Origin of the sequence: Pseudoalteromonas sp. MB41 (assembly GCF_020966275.1) — a bacterium.
In the GTDB taxonomy this organism is placed as follows: Bacteria; Pseudomonadota; Gammaproteobacteria; order Enterobacterales; family Alteromonadaceae; genus Pseudoalteromonas; species Pseudoalteromonas lipolytica.
The window spans coordinates 24,863-43,403 of sequence record NZ_JAJJZF010000027.1 but is presented as its reverse complement, the minus strand read 5'-3'; the positions used below and the strand labels follow the sequence as shown (position 1 = coordinate 43,403).

Genomic DNA, 18,541 nt, shown 5'->3' with positions numbered 1-18,541 from the left:
TTTTATCTAAAAAAATGGGGCCATGTGGCCCCTATACTCTATTTTGCTCGCCGTTAATCTAAGTGTAGATCACGGGTCATATTTTCGAGACTGTCTTCATGAACGATAATATTATCTTCAATTCGGATACCGCCAAATGGCTTAAATTCTTCAACTTTTTCCCAGTTAATAAACTGTTTATTATCGGTTTGAGCAAGGTCGCCCAATAATGAATCGATGAAGTATAAACCAGGCTCAATCGTAAATACTTGGTTCTTCTCAATTAAACGTGTGCAACGAAGGAATGGATGACCTTCAGGCGGAGCTTGGTGCGTCCCTGATTCGTCAGCCATAAAACCACCCATATCATGAACTTGTAAGCCAAGGTGATGACCCAATCCGTGAGGGAAAAACGTTGAAGTAATACCGCGTTCAACAATGTCAGCAGCTGGTAATTTTACAATATTAAAATCACTCAGTACTTGTGCGACACGTTGGTGACACTCTAAATGTAACTCGCCGTATAAGAGACCGGGTTTCAATGCCTTACCTAAGGCAATTTGATGCTCAGTCATAACCTGAATGAGATCGCTAAACTCACCTGACTTTTTAAAATCATAGGTACGAGTAATATCCGCAGCATAGCCGTTAAAGTTTGCACCTGCATCAATTAAAAATGAGTGATGTGTATGAGGCGCAGTTGGCTCGAAATGCGTGTAATGTAAAATGGCGCAATTTTCATTCAGTGCAACGATATTTCCGTAAGGCATTTCGTTTTCACTTTGGCGTGTAGCCATTAGATAAGCGTGCTGAATATCAAACTCAGAACCACCATTAAAGAACGTATCACGCGCCGCTTTATGACCCTCTACAGCGATACGGTTCGCTTGGCGAAGACACTCAAGTTCGTACTGCGTTTTATAAGCTCGATGGAAATGTAAGTAGTTCATCACTGGCTCAGGATTCATAATGCTGAAACCCAGCGCTTGTGCGACCTCTAAGTACTCACCGATATATGCATAATTTGCTTTATCATAAGGGAGTAGTTTTTCAACCTGATCAGGTTGTACTAAAAGCTCAATATCAAAATACTCAGCCCAAAAATCACGCGGCTCATCAGGCACTTTATGCCAAAAATCCACTGGACGATAAAAAATTAGCTTCGGCTTAGATGCACCGTCGACGACAATCCAACAATGCGGATTATCAATAACAGGTAACCAAGCTTTAAATTGCGGATTCACTTTAAACGGATAATACATGTCATCTAAGAACTGACGCTTAGCTTGGCCTGAGTGAATTACGAGCCCTTCTAAACCCTCACGTTCAGTAATAGTACGAGTACGCTGTTGCAAGGTTGCAATATGTTCGGCATATAACACCGCTAATTTATCCATAGTAAACCCATCTCTAGTAAATTTAACTTACTTGCAGTCTATCATAGTCGGCCATAACCCCCAACTGAGGGGGATATGAGCCTCGTTTGTATTTTAATTTAGCCACCCATTTTCATATCGAGAATGGGCGCAAGTACATTACCATCTCGACCAAGGCGGGTGTGATATACCTGCCTGTAAGCGAACACATTTTTAACGTAGTTACGTGTTTCAGTGAAGGGGATCAGTTCAATCCACAACTCAGCAGGCATTGCTTGCTCTGGTAGCCAGCGCTTAATGCGATGATAGCCTGCATTGTAAGAGGCCGTCGCTAAAATTTCATTACCATGATTTTTCTTCTTCAAATACTTCAGGTATTCACTACCAAGACGAATATTAGTACGAGGCTGATAAAGTACACTACGTGACACCGTGCTTTTATTCATATATTTGGCTGTGCTAGGTAATAACTGCATTAAGCCATGAGCATTCGCATGTGAACGAGCATCTGGCGCAAACGAGCTTTCACGACGAGAAATGGCAATACTCCATGCAACATCGATATGACTGCGGTTACTGTAGTTTTCGAACAAGTTCCGAAACGCGAACGGAAAACGTAAATCAACGTAATCCCACTCTTTAATTTGTGCCAAGGTATAAATAGTGCTGTCGTACCAATCAAGATCTGCTGCAAGCATTGATGCAGCCAGTTTTTCTTCTTTGGTTGAGGTATCGGTTAAATAATTCCATTCGCGACGAGCTGCAGTAAAACGATCTAATTCATACAAAGCACGGGCACGCTTAAAGCCTGGCGCATTCGCAACCTCAAGCTTGAGTTTATCGCTAATATTCAGCTCTTTATTATTTAAACTAACAGGTATACCTAATCGCGCAGACGCAAGAAAACCATAGTAATCACGCTCTTTGGCCACCGTTTGCCAAATTTGTCGCGCGCGCTCTACTTCACCACGCTGATTCAAGCTATAAGCTAACCAGTATTGCTGCCCTAGCGTTAAATTTTCTTTGCCGGTAAAAAAAGCCACAATGCCAGACCAATCTTGTAGCTCAAGCATGTTTGCTAATTGCCACTGCATAAGCTTGCTAGTTTGGCGGTCTTTCGGCACCTTATTTAGCCAAAAGCGAGCTTCTTTGTGACCACTAGATGCTAAAGATAGTGCAAAATTGTAATACACATCAGCCTTTTGCTCGTCAGTGTAGGAGAACATTTTTTCAATCTTTTCCCACGCTCTAAGCGCGAGTTCTTTGTCGCGCCACACCAAACGTCTTACGCCATACAACGCAATTTGCCCTTCTTTGGCTGATTTTTTCTTATAGCGGTAAAGTCCAGCAGACGCGCTCGGGTCTTTGCGAACTTTTAAATATAAGTCAGCTAAATATTGCTCATGTTCGGGTAATAAGGTTTTTAAATAAGGCAATAAACTCGACGTACCGCTTTCTGCGGCCAGTGTGACTCGTTGCCATACGCGATCAGGAGTTTGGTACCCCTTTTTCTTCCACTGCGAAAATAAGCTATCGCACTCTTTAGGTTGCGATTTACCGACCACCCATAAGTCGCTTACTTGATTCATGATGGCATTTTCAGGTGCCCCTAAATCTAATTGAAAGCTTAAATAGGGACACGTCAGCTCATTATTGCTGGTTTCACGATAATTACGAATATACGCCGCTTTTTTATTCTGCTTCTTTAGGTATTCAAGCCACGCTTTTCGAACAGGCCATTCAAGTGGCGTATTTTGATAGACGTTTAAATAGTTTTCGATTTCAGTTTGGTGTTGCAGACTTGGGTTACGCTGCCAATAGGCTTTTTCGACATAAGGTTTTAAGGGATGATCAAGCTCCCCTGTCACCTTTTTCATGTCTTCATAGTTACCGTACCGCGCCTTTTTTTCAGCTTTTAAAAAAGCGTCATGTTTATCGTTGGCACCAGCTGCAAAAAAAGGAAAAAGTAATGCGGCAGCCGTCCAACCAAGAAATTGTTTTTTCATGATGGCCTTTAACAAAAATTAAAGAATTAATAATAAAAACTTCCCCTACACCTTAGCAGCAAACCAGCTATATTTTAACCAATCGCGATAAAGCGCAGTAAATTTTTCGTTGCATTTTTATTTTAAAGCAAGCACACTGATTGAAATGCAAACTCATCGTACCAGTCTTAGTTAATAAACTAGGGAGAATAATAATGTTATATAAAAGCGATTCATTTGAAGTTGCTTTCATCAAGGACAACATCGCCGAGTTTAAGTTCTGTGCTGATGGCTCAGTAAACAAACTTTCTCAGCAAACCTTGCAAGATTGCGCTTCGGCATTAAAAGAATTAGCAGCAAACTCAGATATCAAAGGCATGATGTTCACCAGCGATAAAGATCACTTTATTATCGGCGCCGACATCTTCGAATTTTTACCGACTTTCACTAAACCTCAAGAAGAATTGGTTGCATGGATCAAAAATGCAACAGACGTTTTTGACGCAATTGAAGATTTACCTTTCCCAACGTTAAGTGCTGTAAACGGCATGGCGCTTGGCGGCGGGTGTGAGTGGGCACTTGCTACCGATTACCGCGTTGCTAGTACTGAGGCTAAAATTGGCCTTCCTGAAGTAAAATTAGGCATTATGCCTGGTTTTGGTGGCACTGTTCGTCTTCCACGCCTGATTGGCGCTGATAATGCGATGACATGGATCACGACAGGCAAAGAAAACCGCGCGAATGATGCACTCAAAGTAGGTGCATTTGATGCGGTAGTTAGTACTGACAAACTTTTAGAGTCAAGTATTGCAACACTTGAGCAAGCTATTTCTGGCAAGCTAGATTGGCAAGCAAAACGACAAGTAAAATTACAACCACTGAAAATGAACCGTGTTGAGCAAGGTATGAGCTTTGCAATGGCCGAAGGCATGGTAATGGGTCAGACTAAAGGTCACTATCCAGCACCTGTTATGGCTGTAAAAACCATTAAAGCAGCGGCAAACTGTGAACGTGCCGAAGCGATGGCAATTGAGAACACGAACTTTGCCAAACTTGCCGCAACGAGCGAAGCTGCTGCACAAACAGGTATTTTCTTAGCCGACCAATACATCAAAGGTAAAGCGAAGAAACAAGCCAAAAACAGCGAGCTTAAAATTAAACAAGCGGCTGTATTAGGCGCAGGTATTATGGGTGGCGGTATTGCATACCAGTCTGCTTATAAAGGCACGCCGATTGTCATGAAAGACATTAATCAAGATGCGCTTGATTTAGGTATGGGCGAAGCCTCTAAATTACTTGGCAAAAAAGTACAACGTGGCCACATGGCAATGGACAAGATGATTGCCACGTTAGGTAAAATCAAACCGACGCTAAACGATGCTGACCTTCAAGGTGTTGATATTGTAGTTGAAGCCGTTGTTGAAAACCCTAAGGTAAAACAAGCTGTTTTATCGGGCCTTGAAAAAGACCTACCAGAGGGCACTATTTTAACGTCAAACACATCAACTATTCGTATAGATGAGTTAGCCTCAGCGCTTGAAAAACCAGAAAACTTCTGTGGCATGCACTTCTTTAACCCAGTGCCAAAAATGCCACTTGTCGAAATCATCCGTGGTGAAAAGACATCAGAAGCAACAATCAATGCAGTGGTTGATTACGCCTTAAAACTAGGTAAATCACCTATTGTTGTAAACGACTGCCCAGGTTTCTTTGTTAACCGCGTATTGTTCCCTTACTTTGCAGGCTTCAGCAAACTTGTTGTTGAAGGCGCTGATTTCGCCAAAGTCGATAAAGTAATGGAAAACGTGTTTGGCTGGCCAATGGGTCCTGCATATCTGCTTGATGTTGTGGGTATTGATACGGCTTACCACTGTACTGGCGTTATGGCTGATGGTTTCCCTGAGCGAATGGCTCGCCAAGAGAAAGATCCCGTTTCTGTATTTGCTAATGAAAAACGTTTTGGTCAGAAAAATGGGGCTGGTTTTTACCAATATGCACCAGACCGCCGTGGTCGCTTGAAAAAGGCACACGATGCAAAAGCGGTTGAACTTTTAAGTGCTATTACCGATGCACCTAAAGACTTCGACAAGCAAGAAATCATTGACCGTTGTATGGTACCGATGATCAACGAAGTACTACTTTGTCTTCAAGAAGGTATTGTAGCGTCGCCGCAAGAAGCAGATATGGCGCTCATTTACGGTATTGGTTTCCCTCCATTTAGAGGCGGTGCATTCCGTTACTTAGATCAAACTGGTTTAGCAAACTTTGTTGCAACAGCAGACAAATATGCTCACCTAGGTGCGATTTACCAAGTATCAGATGAAACTCGCAAATGGGCCGAAGAAGGCCGTGTATTCTATAAGGTGGAAGGATAAGAACATGAATAATCCAGTAATCGTAGATTGTATCCGCACACCAATGGGCCGTTCAAAAAACGGCGTATTCAAACATAAACGTGCGGAAGATTTAAGTGCTCACTTAATGAAAGGTTTGTTAGAGCGTAACCCAGCCGTAGACCCAGCATCGATTGATGATATTTACTGGGGTTGTGTGCAGCAAACTCTCGAGCAAGGTTTTAACATTGCCCGTAACGCAGCATTATTAGCCGGTATCCCACACTCAGTACCTGCAGTAACAGTTAACCGTTTATGTGGCTCATCAATGCAAGCATTGCACGATGCGGCACGCGCTATTATGACGGGTGCGGGTGATACTTATATCATCGGGGGTGTTGAGCATATGGGTCATGTACCGATGACTCACGGTAATGATTTCCACCCTGGTTTATCAACGTCTGTTGCACAAGCTGCAGGTGTTATGGGCTTAACAGCTGAGTACCTTGCAACGCTTCACGGCATTAGCCGTCAGCAGCAAGATGAGTTTGCTTACCGCTCACACCAACGCGCACACGCTGCGACTGTTGAAGGTCGTTTCCGTCGCGAGATCCTACCGATGGAAGGTCACGACGCAGACGGTTCATTAATTCTTGTTGAAGACGATGAAGTAATTCGCCCAGAGACAACTGTTGAAGGTTTATCTCAGCTTCGTCCTGTGTTCAACCCTGCATCAGGTAGCGTAACAGCAGGTACTTCATCTGCACTGTCTGACGGTGCATCAGCCATGCTGGTAATGAGCGAAGAAAAAGCCAAAGAACTTGGTTTACCTATTCGTGCGCGCATTAAATCAATGGCGGTTGCAGGTTGCGATCCATCTATTATGGGTTACGGCCCAGTTCCAGCATCACAAAAAGCGCTTAAACAAGCGGGTATCACAATTGATGATATCGATGTTGCTGAGCTTAACGAAGCGTTTGCAGCACAATCACTACCGGTATTAAAAGACCTCGGTCTGATGGATGTAGTAGATGAAAAAGTGAACCTTAATGGTGGTGCAATCGCGCTTGGTCACCCACTTGGTTGTTCAGGCTCTCGTATCAGCACAACGCTTGTTCACCTAATGGAAGACAAGAATGCAAAATACGGTTTAGCAACCATGTGTATTGGTCTAGGCCAAGGTATTGCAACTGTATTTGAGCGCGTTGAATAACACGCTCATTAGCCGAACATCTTGGTGATAAAAAGGTGTACTGTCACGCACAGTACACCTTTTTTATTTGCTTTGAATTCGGTTATTGAAACCAATAGTGATTGAAAGCTAAAATAGCCCCTTACTATTCGTTACTTTCATTTTATAGGTCTGCCATGAGCTTTGATAATCCCGATCACCAATTAGATGCACTTGGCCTTCGTTGTCCAGAACCGGTGATGATGGTGCGTGGTGCTGTGCGCAAAATGAAAGATGGCGAGACTTTACTTATCATCGCTGATGACCCATCAACCACCCGCGACATTCCCAGCTTTTGTACCTTTATGGATCACACACTCGTGGCGAAAGAGGTAGAGCAAGCACCGTATCGATACTTGGTGAAGAAAGGATTGTAGGCTACGAGCTACGAGCTACGAGCTAAAAAATAAAATCAGAGTGGGCTTTGTCAACTTTGATGTAAATAATCAATCGCCCACTCAACACTTAGCGTCACTCAACTCTTAGCGTTATTTTTTCGTGACTGTTACTTTTGGTTGATTGCTATTGCGGTAATCAAAACTCACTACATAAACCCCTTTTGCCGCAGGTTTAAAGCTGAAGTAGTTATAGATTGTGTTGCAATCGGCGCTTGCAGCCTCACCTAAAATGAGTGCTTGACCTGCTGGGTCGGTATCACTGAAACCACAGTTATAGCCTTGGCTGAAATCAGCATCGGCGACTTTAAACTCATACACTTTGCCAGGTGTAGAAAACTTCACATCCGTTTGAAAAATCCCCGGAGCAACTTGGTAAAATTGGTACTGAGGTTCTGCATCCCACAAGGTAAAGTCACCCCGTAAATACATGGTACGGTCTAAGTCTTTACTGGGCAGAATATCATCGATATTCGGCATTTGAATTTGGCTAGAACATGCCGTTAATAAACCAGCCAAAGCTAAAGTTAGTATACGTTTCATAACTGTTCCTCTTTTACAAGAAAGCCAGCACTGAGCTGGCTTTTATTAACGTGTGTATTACTTACTTCTGCAACACAGAAATATCAGCAATATCTAAAAACAGGCGGCTTAACTGGCTTAATAATGCTAAACGGTTTTGCTTAACCGCGTCGTCATCGGCCATTACCATGACGTTATCAAAGAAGTTATCGACACTCTCACGGATACCCGCTAGTTGTGATAACGCTTCTTGATAATCGCCGTTAGCATAAAGTGGTGCAAGCTCTACAGAGAACTTAGCAACATGAGACGCGAGTACTTTTTCTGCGTCATCACTTAATAGGCTCTCATTTACATCACCTTGCGTTGTGATGTCATTCTTAGCCAAGATGTTGCTTACACGTTTATTTGCTGCTGCAAGCGCTTCTGCTGCGTCTAATGTACGGAAGTGACTAACGGCTTTAACACGACGATCGAAGTCAACCGGTTTAGTTGGACGACGCGCGAGTACAGCTTGAATAACATCAACCTCAATCCCTTCATCTTGATACCATGCACGGAAGCGACCTAGCATAAACTCAAACACATCCGTTGAAACATTTAGGTTTGTTAGCTTTTCACCAAACAAGCTTTGTGATTTAGCAACAAGGTCTAGAATGTCCAGTGGTAGTGACTTTTCAACCATGATACGCAACGCACCAATGGCTGCACGGCGAAGTGCAAATGGGTCTTTGTCACCTTTCGGTGCTTGGCCAATGCCAAAAATACCCACTAGCGTGTCGAATTTATCAGCAATAGCAACAGCACAACTAATCACATTCGTTGGTAGGTTGTCGCCTGCAAAACGTGGCATATATTGCTCATTTTGCGCCAGTGCAACTTCTTCGGCCTCACCATCGTGACGTGCGTAATGCATACCCATTACACCTTGTACGTCAGTAAACTCCATGACCATTTCAGTCATTAAATCTGTTTTACTTAAAAGACCAGCACGTTTTGCAAGTTCTGCATCAGCACCTAACTGCTCAGCAATGTAACCAGCAAGTTCACTAATACGCTCTGACTTGTCTTTAAGTGTACCAAGTTGCTTTTGGAATAATACCGTGTCTAATGATTCTAAACGGCTCTCAAGTGTTTTCTTTTTATCGGTTTCAAAAAAGAACTGTGCATCGGCTAAACGTGGACGAACCACCTTTTCGTTACCGGCAATAACCACACTTGGATCTTTACTTTCAATATTAGAAACAAACAGGAACTTGTTAAGTAAGTTGCCTTCTTGATCTAGTAGTGGGAAGTATTTTTGATCATCCTTCATGGTGTAGATAAGCGCTTCAGCGGGTACATCTAAAAAGGCTTCTTCGAAGGTTGCTGTTAGCGTTACTGGCCATTCAACAAGTGACGTTACTTCTTCAAGCAAGTCTTCATCCATCGCAACTTTTGCGTTGACAGCAGCCGCTGCAGCTTCAATTTGTTCACGAATTTGTGCTTTACGCGCTTCGAAGTCAGCCACGACATACGCAGATTTTAGTACATCAAATACTTCGTCAGCGTGATTGATAGTGACCTTTTCTGGGTGGTGGAATCGGTGACCTTGTAGTTGGTTACCTACTTGCTTACCAAGGATTTCACCTTCGATTAGTGTATTACCAAATAAAATCGTTGCCGTATGTACAGGGCGAATAAATTGCGTTTTATTCGCGCCCCAACGCATTGGTTTCGGGATCGGTAATTTAGCAAGCGCTTTGTTTACCGCATCACTCATTAACGCGGTGGTTGCTTGGCCTTCAACGTGTGCTTTATGAAGTAGCCATGCCCCTTTGTCTGTTTCAACGGTTTCGGCGTCGCTTACATCAATACCACAACCACGTGCCCAACCCATTGCAGCTTTGGTTGGGTTGCCATCGGCATCAAATGCTGCCGCAACAGCAGGACCACGTTTTTCTACAACCTTGTCACTTTGTTTTGCTTCAAGTGCTGTAACGCGTAAACCTAAACGGCGCGGTGAGGCATACCAATTTACGCCTTGATGGGCTAGCTCTAAACTTGCAAGCTCTGCTGTTAAGTTTTCAGCAAACGACTCAGCAAGTTTACGAAGTGCTTTTGGTGGCAATTCTTCAGTGCCAATTTCTACTAATAAATTTTCTGCTGACATGCTAATTCTTAATCCTTACAAAGCGGGAAACCAAGTGCTTCACGTGCATCATAGTAACTCTGTGCGCACGCTTTAGATAAAGCACGTACACGTAAGATATAACGTTGACGTTCGGTTACTGAGATAGCGTGGCGCGCATCTAATAAGTTAAACGCGTGTGACGCTTTCATTACTTGCTCGTAAGCAGGTAGCGGTAAGCCAGCCTCAATTAGCTTTTGACTTTCTTTTTCGCAGTGATCAAATTGAGAGAATAAGAATGCAACGTCAGCTTGTTCGAAGTTATACGCTGATTGCTCAACTTCATTTTGATGGAATACATCACCGTATGTAACACGGCCCATTGGACCATCTGCCCATACTAGGTCATAGATACTATCTACGCCCTGAATATACATCGCTAAACGCTCAAGACCATAAGTAATTTCACCTGTTACTGGAGAACACTCAAGGCCACCTACTTGTTGGAAATAAGTGAACTGAGTCACTTCCATGCCGTTTAACCAGATTTCCCAACCAAGACCCCATGCACCCAGTGTAGGTGATTCCCAGTTGTCTTCTACGAAGCGCACTTCATCAGTTAGCGTATCAATTCCCACAGCAGCTAACGAGCCTAAGTAGAGCTCTTGAATGTTTTCTGGTGATGGCTTTAATACCACTTGGAATTGGTAGTAATGTTGTAAGCGGTTTGGGTTCTCACCATAACGACCATCAGTTGGGCGACGGCATGGTTGAACATACGCGCTCGACATTGGCTCTGGGCCAATAGACTTTAAGAAAGTTAACGGATGAAATGTCCCTGCTCCCACTTCCATATCGAGTGGTTGAGCAATCACACAGCCTTGCTGTGCCCAATAGTCCTGTAAAGCCAGGATCAAACCTTGAAAGGTTTTAACGTCATATTTTTGCATATTTGGCTTATAGTATCTGGTGCGTTTAGTCTGAAAATTGCTCTCAGTATACCTTGTGTGCAGTAAGGTTTTAAGCAGTTTGTGCTTTTTCAGCAATAAAAAAAGGAGCCAATAGGCTCCTTTCTTCATCATGTGTTTTAGCTTATACGTCTAGGTTTACTACACGTAGCGCGTTCGTTTCAATAAATTCACGACGCGGCTCAACTTGGTCGCCCATTAATGTTGCGAATAATTGGTCAGCAGCAACGGCATCTTCAATTGTTACTTTCAACATACGACGAGCACTAGGATCCATGGTTGTTTCCCATAACTGATCTGGGTTCATCTCGCCCAGTCCTTTATAGCGCTGGATATACAAGCCACGTTTAGACTCACTGATTAACCACTCTAATGCATCGACAAAGTTATCAACTGGAATTGTTTTTTCTCCACGTTGAATATAGGCGCCTTCTTCAAGGATATTAGCAATGTTTACACCTGTTACAGCGATACGCTTATAATCACGTGAAGTAATGAAGTCGTAGTTTAATACGTGTGCTTTATCTACGCCGTGCTGACGAATATTCACTACAGGGTAATATAAATTACGCTCAGCATCATGTTCTGTTCCAGCATGGAAAATAGTCGCATCTTCATCGCGAGCAATTAAGTCATCAACTAATATGTTAGTCCACTCTTTTACTTTCGCTTCATCTGCAAGGTCAGCTTCTTTTAACTCACTTTGATAGATTAAACGTTCCATAACCGTGTTCGGGTATTTACGTTTTAAGCGCTCAATCACTTTTACCGTGTTTTGATAATCGTGAACAATAGACTCTAATGCTTCACCTTCGAGTGCGGTTGCACCCTCACTTGTGTATAGCGCAGCATTATTTAACGCCAATGATGTTAAGTAATCAACAAGTGCTGGATCGTCTTTTATATAACGCTCTTGCTTACCTTTTTTCACTTTATAAAGTGGTGGTTGTGCAATATAAATATAACCACGTTCTACAATCTCTGGCATTTGACGGTAGAAGAAAGTAAGTAATAGTGTACGAATGTGAGAACCATCCACGTCCGCATCGGTCATGATAATGATACGGTGGTAACGCAGTTTTTCTGGATTGTATTCGTCACGGCCAATACCACATCCTAATGCGGTTATAAGAGTCGCAACTTCTTGCGAAGATAGCATTTTATCAAAACGTGCTTTTTCAACGTTTAATATTTTACCTTTCAATGGCAAGATTGCTTGGTTTTTACGATTACGACCCTGCTTAGCTGAACCACCCGCAGAGTCACCCTCCACTATGTATAATTCAGAAAGTGCAGGATCTTTTTCTTGGCAGTCTGCTAACTTACCCGGTAAACCAGCTAAATCCATAGCGCCTTTACGACGAGTCATTTCACGTGCTTTACGCGCTGCTTCACGCGCTCGTGCTGCATCAATAATTTTGCCAACAACAGTTTTAGCATCAACAGGGTTTTCTAATAAAAACTCTGTTAGTTTTTCTGCCATGGCTTGTTCTACAGCAGATTTAACTTCGCTTGATACTAATTTATCTTTCGTTTGTGATGAGAACTTTGGATCAGGAACTTTAACACTCACAACGGCTGTTAAACCTTCACGAGCATCATCACCCGTGGCGTTGCTTGTTGTTTTAGCTTTTTTATTAAAGCCTTCTTTTTCCATGTAATTGTTTAGTGTACGCGTAAGTGCAGCTCTAAAGCCAGCTAAGTGCGTACCACCATCACGTTGTGGAATGTTATTTGTGAAACAGTAGATGCTCTCTTGGAAACCATCGTTCCATTGCATAGACACTTCAACATTAATGCCGTCTTCTTCACGCTCATGCGTAAAGTGGAAAACACTTTTATGGACAGGTGTTTTATTGCGATTTAAATACTCAACAAAGGCTTGAATACCCCCTTCGTATTTAAAATGGTCTTTTTTCGCTTCTTCACGCTCATCGGTAAGAATAATACTTACGCCCGAATTCAAGAAAGACAGCTCACGTAAACGCTTCGCTAAAATATCGTAGTGGAAGTTTAGGTCAGTGAATGTTTCACCGCTTGGCCAAAAACGTAATTCAGTGCCTGTATCAGTCGCGTCACCAATAACAGCTAATGGTGCATCTGGCACACCCATTGTATACGTTTGTTGATGAAGTTTACCTTCGCGACGGATAGTTAACTTTAGTTTTTCCGATAAAGCATTTACAACAGAAACACCTACACCGTGTAAACCGCCCGATACTTTATAAGAGTTATCATCAAATTTACCACCAGCATGAAGTACCGTCATGATAACTTCAGCAGCTGATACACCTTCTTCTTCATGGATTGAAGTAGGAATACCACGACCGTTATCTCTTACAGAGACTGAACCGTCTAAGTGAATCGTTACATAAATATCATCACAATGACCAGCTAAGGCTTCATCGATAGAGTTATCAACAACCTCAAACACCATATGGTGTAAGCCTGTACCGTCATCGGTGTCCCCTATATACATTCCAGGACGCTTTCTTACTGCGTCTAATCCTTTAAGTACTTTAATACTCGACGAATCGTAATTCTCAGACATGGTTAATCCCACTTATCTTGTTATTAGGTTGCCATGTTTCACGTGGAACATTTTTAGTTCTCGTTGCATGGGTTCCACCACAGCAGAAATACTTTCAGATAAAATAGATGAGATAAAAAGTTGTGAATCGCAATGCGATAAAAGCTGACCCACTTTTTCCTTTGTATCTTCACCTAACTCCGAAGGTAAGTCATCTATTAGCAATATAGATTGCTTATCAGTTTCTGATTCAATTAAGCTATTTTGCGTTACTTTCAACGCATAAAGCAAGAGCTTCAATTGACCGCGTGAAAATGTATTTTCCACACTATTACCAGAAACGCTAAAACTAAAATCAGCTTTATGCGGGCCTTTGCTTGTGAAACCCTGTTTGGCATCACGTTCAAAGCTCTGTTCAAGAGCCTCTGAGAGCGATTCGCTCTCTTTCCACCCCGCGTTAAAGCTAATTTCTAAATCGCGTATAAGCGTTAATTCTGCACACATTTTATCAAAAAATTGCTGCTTAAACCTACTTATATACGCGATTCTTAAATTATTTATTTGTTCTGCTAGTCTAACAAATTCTTTGTCCCAAAACTTGATCTGCTCGAAATAATTCCTAGGTTTACTCTTCAGCAATGCATTACGTTGTTTTAATACTTTATTGAATGATTGCCATAAATAAAAAAAGTCATGTTCCACGTGGAACAATCCTAAATCTAAAAATTTTCTACGCTCTTTTGGTCCACCGAAAAATAAAGAATAGCTTTCAGGTGTAATCACTTGCACAGGAATTAGCTGCGCCAACTCTGAGATCTTTCGACTCGTTTTACCCTGGATCTTTAATGATGTTTCACCCGCTTGGTTTTTACTTATACCAACCGGAATCGACAAGTCATGTAATGCCTTACGACCATGAATAACAAACTTGTCTTGCTGATGCTGAATGATACTTTTATGCTTGGCGGTTCGAAATGATTTACCATGTGAAAGGAAATAAATAGCCTCTAAAAGGCTGGTTTTTCCGCTGCCATTTTCGCCATAAATAATATTAATTCCATTTATCGGCTCAAGTGTCAGCGCCTCAATATTACGAAAATTATTGAGGCTTAAATGACTTAAACTCATAAAAGGTTATAAGCGCATCGGCATAACAACATACATCGCTTCTTCGTCACCAGCACCTTCTATTAGCGCGCTACTGTTTGAATCTGCAAGGGTAAAAGTGACATCTTCTGTTTTTAATGTATTCAAAACATCGAGTACATACGAAACATTAAAACCAATTTCCAGCTCACCACCTTGATACATAACCTCAACCACTTCTTCTGCTTGCTCTTGCTCAGGGTTATTGGCAGTTATTTTCAACAAGCCTTCAGAAAGATTTAAACGCACACCACGAAATTTCTCATTCGATAAAATAGACACACGTTGAAATGCGCTGCGTAACCATTCTCTATTGGCAGTAATAACTTTATCGCCACCACGTGGTAATACTCGGCGGTAATCAGGAAAACGACCATCTACCAATTTACTTGTAAACGTAAACTCGGTATCAATAATACGAATATGATTAGCGCCAAATTGAATTGTTACTAACTCATCATCAGCCACCATTAAACGCATGATTTCTTGCACACCCTTGCGTGGAATAATAAGCTGACGCTGTGTATTAAGCGACTGAGCTAACTGCTTTTGTGCAATCGCTAAACGGTGACCGTCTGTTGCCACTGTTTTAATGTCGGCATTGTCGACTTCAAACGACATACCATTTAAATAATAGCGTACGTCTTGGTTCGCCATTGAAAAATGAGTACTTTCAAGTAGTTTACGTAACTCTACTCGAGTTAACTGAAACTCAACTTCGCCATCCCATTGTTCAAGATTCGGAAAATCTTCTGCAGCTAATGTGGTCAATGAAAAGCGACTTTTACCACTGGTTAGTAATAACTGATGATCTTGGCTACTTAAAGTAAGCTCAGAGCCATCGGGTAAACTTTTACAAATATCGAGTAACTTTTTAGCTGGCAAGGTTAATTTTGTATCTGCGGTGTCTTCACCTACAAATACGCTTGCTACTAACTCAATTTCAAGATCGGTACCCGTCATTGATAGTTGTCCATTTTCTACAACTAACAGTACGTTCGATAAAATCGGTAAGGTGTGCTTGCGTTCAATCGCACCCGACACTTGAACTAAAGGTTTTAAAAATTGCTCTCTTGATATTGTTATTTGCATAATAAAGTCAGCCTTAAGATGACAAGGTTCTTATTAAGTTTTGATAATCTTCTTTCACCTCGTGACTTTCATCACGCAGTGATTTAACTTTACGACAGGCATGCAGTACCGTTGTATGGTCACGCCCGCCAAACGCATCACCAATCTCAGGTAAACTGTGATTAGTGAGCTCTTTAGATAAAGCCATAGCAACCTGGCGCGGTCGTGCTACAGAACGACTGCGGCGCTTAGATAATAGGTCTGAAACACGAATACGGTAATACTCTGCGACTGTGCGCTGAATGTTATCGATGGTTACGAGCTTATCTTGCAATGCGAGTAAGTCGCGCAACGCTTCTTTTACAAAATCGATTGATATTGGACGACCGGTAAAGTTCGCATTTGCAATCACACGGTTTAATGCCCCTTCTAACTCACGCACATTTGAACGTAGTTTCTTGGCAATAAAAAAGGCCACTTCATGCGGTAAATTAATTTTACTCTGCTGCGCTTTTTTCATCAAAATAGCAACGCGCGTCTCAAGCTCAGGAGGCTCAATGGCAATCGTTAACCCCCATCCAAAGCGAGACTTAAGGCGATCTTCAACCCCTTCTATCTCTTTTGGATAGCGGTCTGAAGTTAATATAATCTGTTGATTTCCTTCAAGTAATGCATTGAAGGTATGGAAAAATTCTTCTTGAGAACGTTCTTTATTAGCGAAAAATTGGATGTCATCAATCATCAATGCATCAACGCTTCGGTAATAACGTTTAAACTCTTCTATTGCGTTATTTTGAAGTGCTTTAACCATGTCTTGGACAAAACGCTCGGAATGCATATAAACAATTTTTGCATCCGGTTTATTCGCCATGATGCCATTGCCTACAGCATGCAATAAATGCGTTTTACCTAAACCTGTACCGCCATAAATAAACACGGGATTAAAGGCAGACCCTGGGTTGTCTGCAACTTGAGTTGCGGCTGCTTTTGCTAGCTGGTTTGATTTACCTTCAACAAAACTATCAAACGTATAATTTTCTTTAATATTTGATTTATAACCCGATTTTGGTGCAGGTTCTACATTCGCTTTTTCAGGTTTAGGCTGTTGTTTCTCAGATGTGTGTTGAGCACTAACAGGAGCACTCGCAGCTGGCACGGCGGCTTGCGCATTTAAAATAGGTTTACTGCCTACGTCAAAACGTAACTCGGGCGCTTCATCACCACAAATTTCAACGAGCAGTTCATTTATACGGTTTAAATACTTTTCTCTCACCCAATCAAGAACAAAACGATTCGGCGCATATATAGTTAACGTATCTTCGGTACTTTCTGCTTGTAGTGGTCTTACCCACATACTGAACTGCTGTGACGGCAGTTCATCTTGCAATACATATAAACAACTTTGCCAAACCGACAGATACACTATTAAACTCCCAGAGATTTAATTATTATTCCCGTTCATCTTTAATGATGGAAAATCATACATTTATTACTAATCTTTGACCAATTTTCTTGGCCTAGACCGAGTATTATGAAGGCACTTTATCCACAAGTACAAGATTGATTTTTCTGAAAAATATGATCTCGTCTTCATAAAAAGACAACCACATGATTTTTATAGGGTTTATTTTTTACATCCGAATAGTGATCATAGCAAATTCGCAGCTAGATCGCGATTAAATTCTACGATCTAATTTGCTTTTCCCAAGCTTTTATTCACTTTTTATACAGAGGCTGTGGAAAACTTCTTATTTATGATGATCCTATATGATCGAGCGACAGGATCCTTTATAATTACTGTGTTAGCCGTGTAATTATGATTGACTTTTGTTGTCTTCATCTATAATATCTCGCGCTCGCAATGGCACCTGTGCCAGGATCGCGACCTGCATAGGATGTTTTAACCTTAACCGATCGGATGGAATTGTTATGAAAAGAACTTTTCAACCTAGCGTTTTAAAACGCAAACGTACACACGGTTTCCGTGCTCGTATGGCAACAGCAAATGGCCGTAAAGTATTAGCTCGTCGTCGTGCTAAAGGCCGTAAAGTTCTTTCTGCTTAATATAAGTGGAAGACTTTAGCTTCAGCAGGGAGTTACGTTTGTTAACTCCCTCGCATTACTCTCGTATATTTAATGAACCAGCTCGCGCTGCGACTCCTTTCTTTACCTTATTAGCAAAACCCAATGACCAAACAAGTCCTCGACTAGGTCTTACTGTCGCTAAAAAACGTGTTAAAAAAGCCTGCCAACGTAATCGTATTAAACGACTTGCTCGCGAAAGTTTTCGTTTAAATCAACACAAAATCGATAACATTGATATTGTGCTTATGGTTAAAAGTGGCATTGATGAGCAGTCAAACGAAGAGTTAACAAAACAATTAAATAAATTGTGGCGAAAAATTAACGAACGCTGCAAGCCGGGTGCACCAAAACCACCCCCTTTCAAAAAACGCCCTAATAAATCAGCAAAATCTAATAAACAAGCCTGATATCAATAGAATTACGGGCATAATTAAGGTATCTTTAGCTCACCTTTTAATCATGCATTTAAAATTCTATCTTGGGAATTTAAATTCATGGTATTCCATTGACTAAATTAACGCAGGGGCAGACACACCATGAGGTTACTTAAACCACTTGTTGCTATTCCAAAGCGCTGTTTAGTCATGCTAATTCGTGGCTATCAAAATTGGATAAGCCCGCTATTAGGTCCACATTGCCGCTTTAATCCAAGCTGTTCTCATTATGCTATTCAAGCAATTAATTTGCATGGAAGTGTAAAAGGCAGTTGGTTAGCAGTTAAACGCATATTAAAATGTCACCCTTTACATGCAGGTGGGGATGATCCCGTTCCTGCAAAAAATCATATTAACCACCAACACGAGAAATAAG

General features: G+C 41.7%; 15 protein-coding genes. 6 read left to right on the top strand and 9 right to left on the bottom strand.

Features of this window, described 5'->3' with window-relative positions:
• Window positions 1-53: 53 nt before the first annotated feature.
• Both pepQ and LPA49_RS18915 read right to left on the bottom strand, forming a co-directional pair.
• Complete coding sequence (gene pepQ / locus LPA49_RS18920) at window positions 54-1,376, bottom strand: Xaa-Pro dipeptidase (protein WP_036973676.1); 1,323 nt, start codon at window positions 1,374-1,376, stop codon at window positions 54-56.
• A 98-nt stretch (window positions 1,377-1,474) separates the two neighbouring features.
• Complete coding sequence (locus tag LPA49_RS18915) at window positions 1,475-3,361, bottom strand: transglycosylase SLT domain-containing protein (RefSeq protein ID WP_230237487.1); 1,887 nt, start codon at window positions 3,359-3,361, stop codon at window positions 1,475-1,477.
• Window positions 3,362-3,555: 194 nt separating this feature from the next.
• Here LPA49_RS18915 and fadB point away from each other — a divergent pair, with 194 nt between their 5' ends.
• From fadB to tusA, 3 genes are all read left to right on the top strand, one after another.
• Window positions 3,556-5,715, top strand: a complete 2,160-nt coding sequence (gene fadB / locus LPA49_RS18910; protein ID WP_180311261.1) for a fatty acid oxidation complex subunit alpha FadB — start codon at window positions 3,556-3,558, stop codon at window positions 5,713-5,715.
• Between the two features lie 4 nt (window positions 5,716-5,719).
• A complete protein-coding gene (gene fadA, locus LPA49_RS18905) occupies window positions 5,720-6,886 on the top strand; it encodes an acetyl-CoA C-acyltransferase FadA (RefSeq protein WP_036973680.1) in 1,167 nt (388 codons plus the stop codon).
• Between the two features lie 155 nt (window positions 6,887-7,041).
• A complete protein-coding gene (tusA, locus tag LPA49_RS18900) occupies window positions 7,042-7,281 on the top strand; it encodes a sulfurtransferase TusA (RefSeq protein WP_036973681.1) in 240 nt (79 codons plus the stop codon).
• Between the two features lie 111 nt (window positions 7,282-7,392).
• On the opposite strand, the gene LPA49_RS18895 is transcribed toward tusA, so the two are convergent.
• The 7 genes from LPA49_RS18895 to dnaA form a co-directional block, all read right to left on the bottom strand.
• Window positions 7,393-7,842, bottom strand: coding sequence for a hypothetical protein (locus tag LPA49_RS18895; protein WP_036973682.1), 450 nt, complete (start codon window positions 7,840-7,842; stop codon window positions 7,393-7,395).
• Between the two features lie 61 nt (window positions 7,843-7,903).
• Complete coding sequence (glyS, locus tag LPA49_RS18890; RefSeq protein ID WP_065978277.1) at window positions 7,904-9,973, bottom strand: glycine--tRNA ligase subunit beta; 2,070 nt, start codon at window positions 9,971-9,973, stop codon at window positions 7,904-7,906.
• An 8-nt stretch (window positions 9,974-9,981) separates the two neighbouring features.
• Window positions 9,982-10,881, bottom strand: a complete 900-nt coding sequence (gene glyQ, locus LPA49_RS18885; RefSeq protein WP_036973766.1) for a glycine--tRNA ligase subunit alpha — start codon at window positions 10,879-10,881, stop codon at window positions 9,982-9,984.
• A gap of 142 nt (window positions 10,882-11,023) precedes the next feature.
• A complete protein-coding gene (gyrB, locus tag LPA49_RS18880; protein WP_036973684.1) occupies window positions 11,024-13,450 on the bottom strand; it encodes a DNA topoisomerase (ATP-hydrolyzing) subunit B in 2,427 nt (808 codons plus the stop codon).
• Window positions 13,451-13,462: 12 nt separating this feature from the next.
• Window positions 13,463-14,557 (bottom strand): DNA replication/repair protein RecF, encoded by a 1,095-nt coding sequence (recF, locus tag LPA49_RS18875; protein ID WP_036973686.1) that lies wholly within the window; start codon window positions 14,555-14,557, stop codon window positions 13,463-13,465.
• 6 nt (window positions 14,558-14,563) lie between these two features.
• Window positions 14,564-15,667, bottom strand: a complete 1,104-nt coding sequence (gene dnaN, locus LPA49_RS18870) for a DNA polymerase III subunit beta (RefSeq protein ID WP_036973687.1) — start codon at window positions 15,665-15,667, stop codon at window positions 14,564-14,566.
• A gap of 13 nt (window positions 15,668-15,680) precedes the next feature.
• Entirely contained in the window at window positions 15,681-17,069 is a 1,389-nt protein-coding gene (dnaA, locus tag LPA49_RS18865) for a chromosomal replication initiator protein DnaA (protein WP_036973688.1), read from the bottom strand.
• 506 nt (window positions 17,070-17,575) lie between these two features.
• Here dnaA and rpmH point away from each other — a divergent pair.
• The 3 genes from rpmH (at window position 17,576) to yidD (ending at window position 18,540) form a co-directional block, all read left to right on the top strand.
• Window positions 17,576-17,710 (top strand): 50S ribosomal protein L34, encoded by a 135-nt coding sequence (rpmH, locus tag LPA49_RS18860; protein ID WP_008488847.1) that lies wholly within the window; start codon window positions 17,576-17,578, stop codon window positions 17,708-17,710.
• Window positions 17,711-17,715: 5 nt separating this feature from the next.
• Window positions 17,716-18,138 (top strand): ribonuclease P protein component, encoded by a 423-nt coding sequence (gene rnpA / locus LPA49_RS18855; RefSeq protein WP_036973690.1) that lies wholly within the window; start codon window positions 17,716-17,718, stop codon window positions 18,136-18,138.
• 129 nt (window positions 18,139-18,267) lie between these two features.
• Window positions 18,268-18,540, top strand: a complete 273-nt coding sequence (yidD, locus tag LPA49_RS18850; RefSeq protein ID WP_036973693.1) for a membrane protein insertion efficiency factor YidD — start codon at window positions 18,268-18,270, stop codon at window positions 18,538-18,540.
• The last annotated feature ends 1 nt before the right edge of the window (window position 18,541 follow it).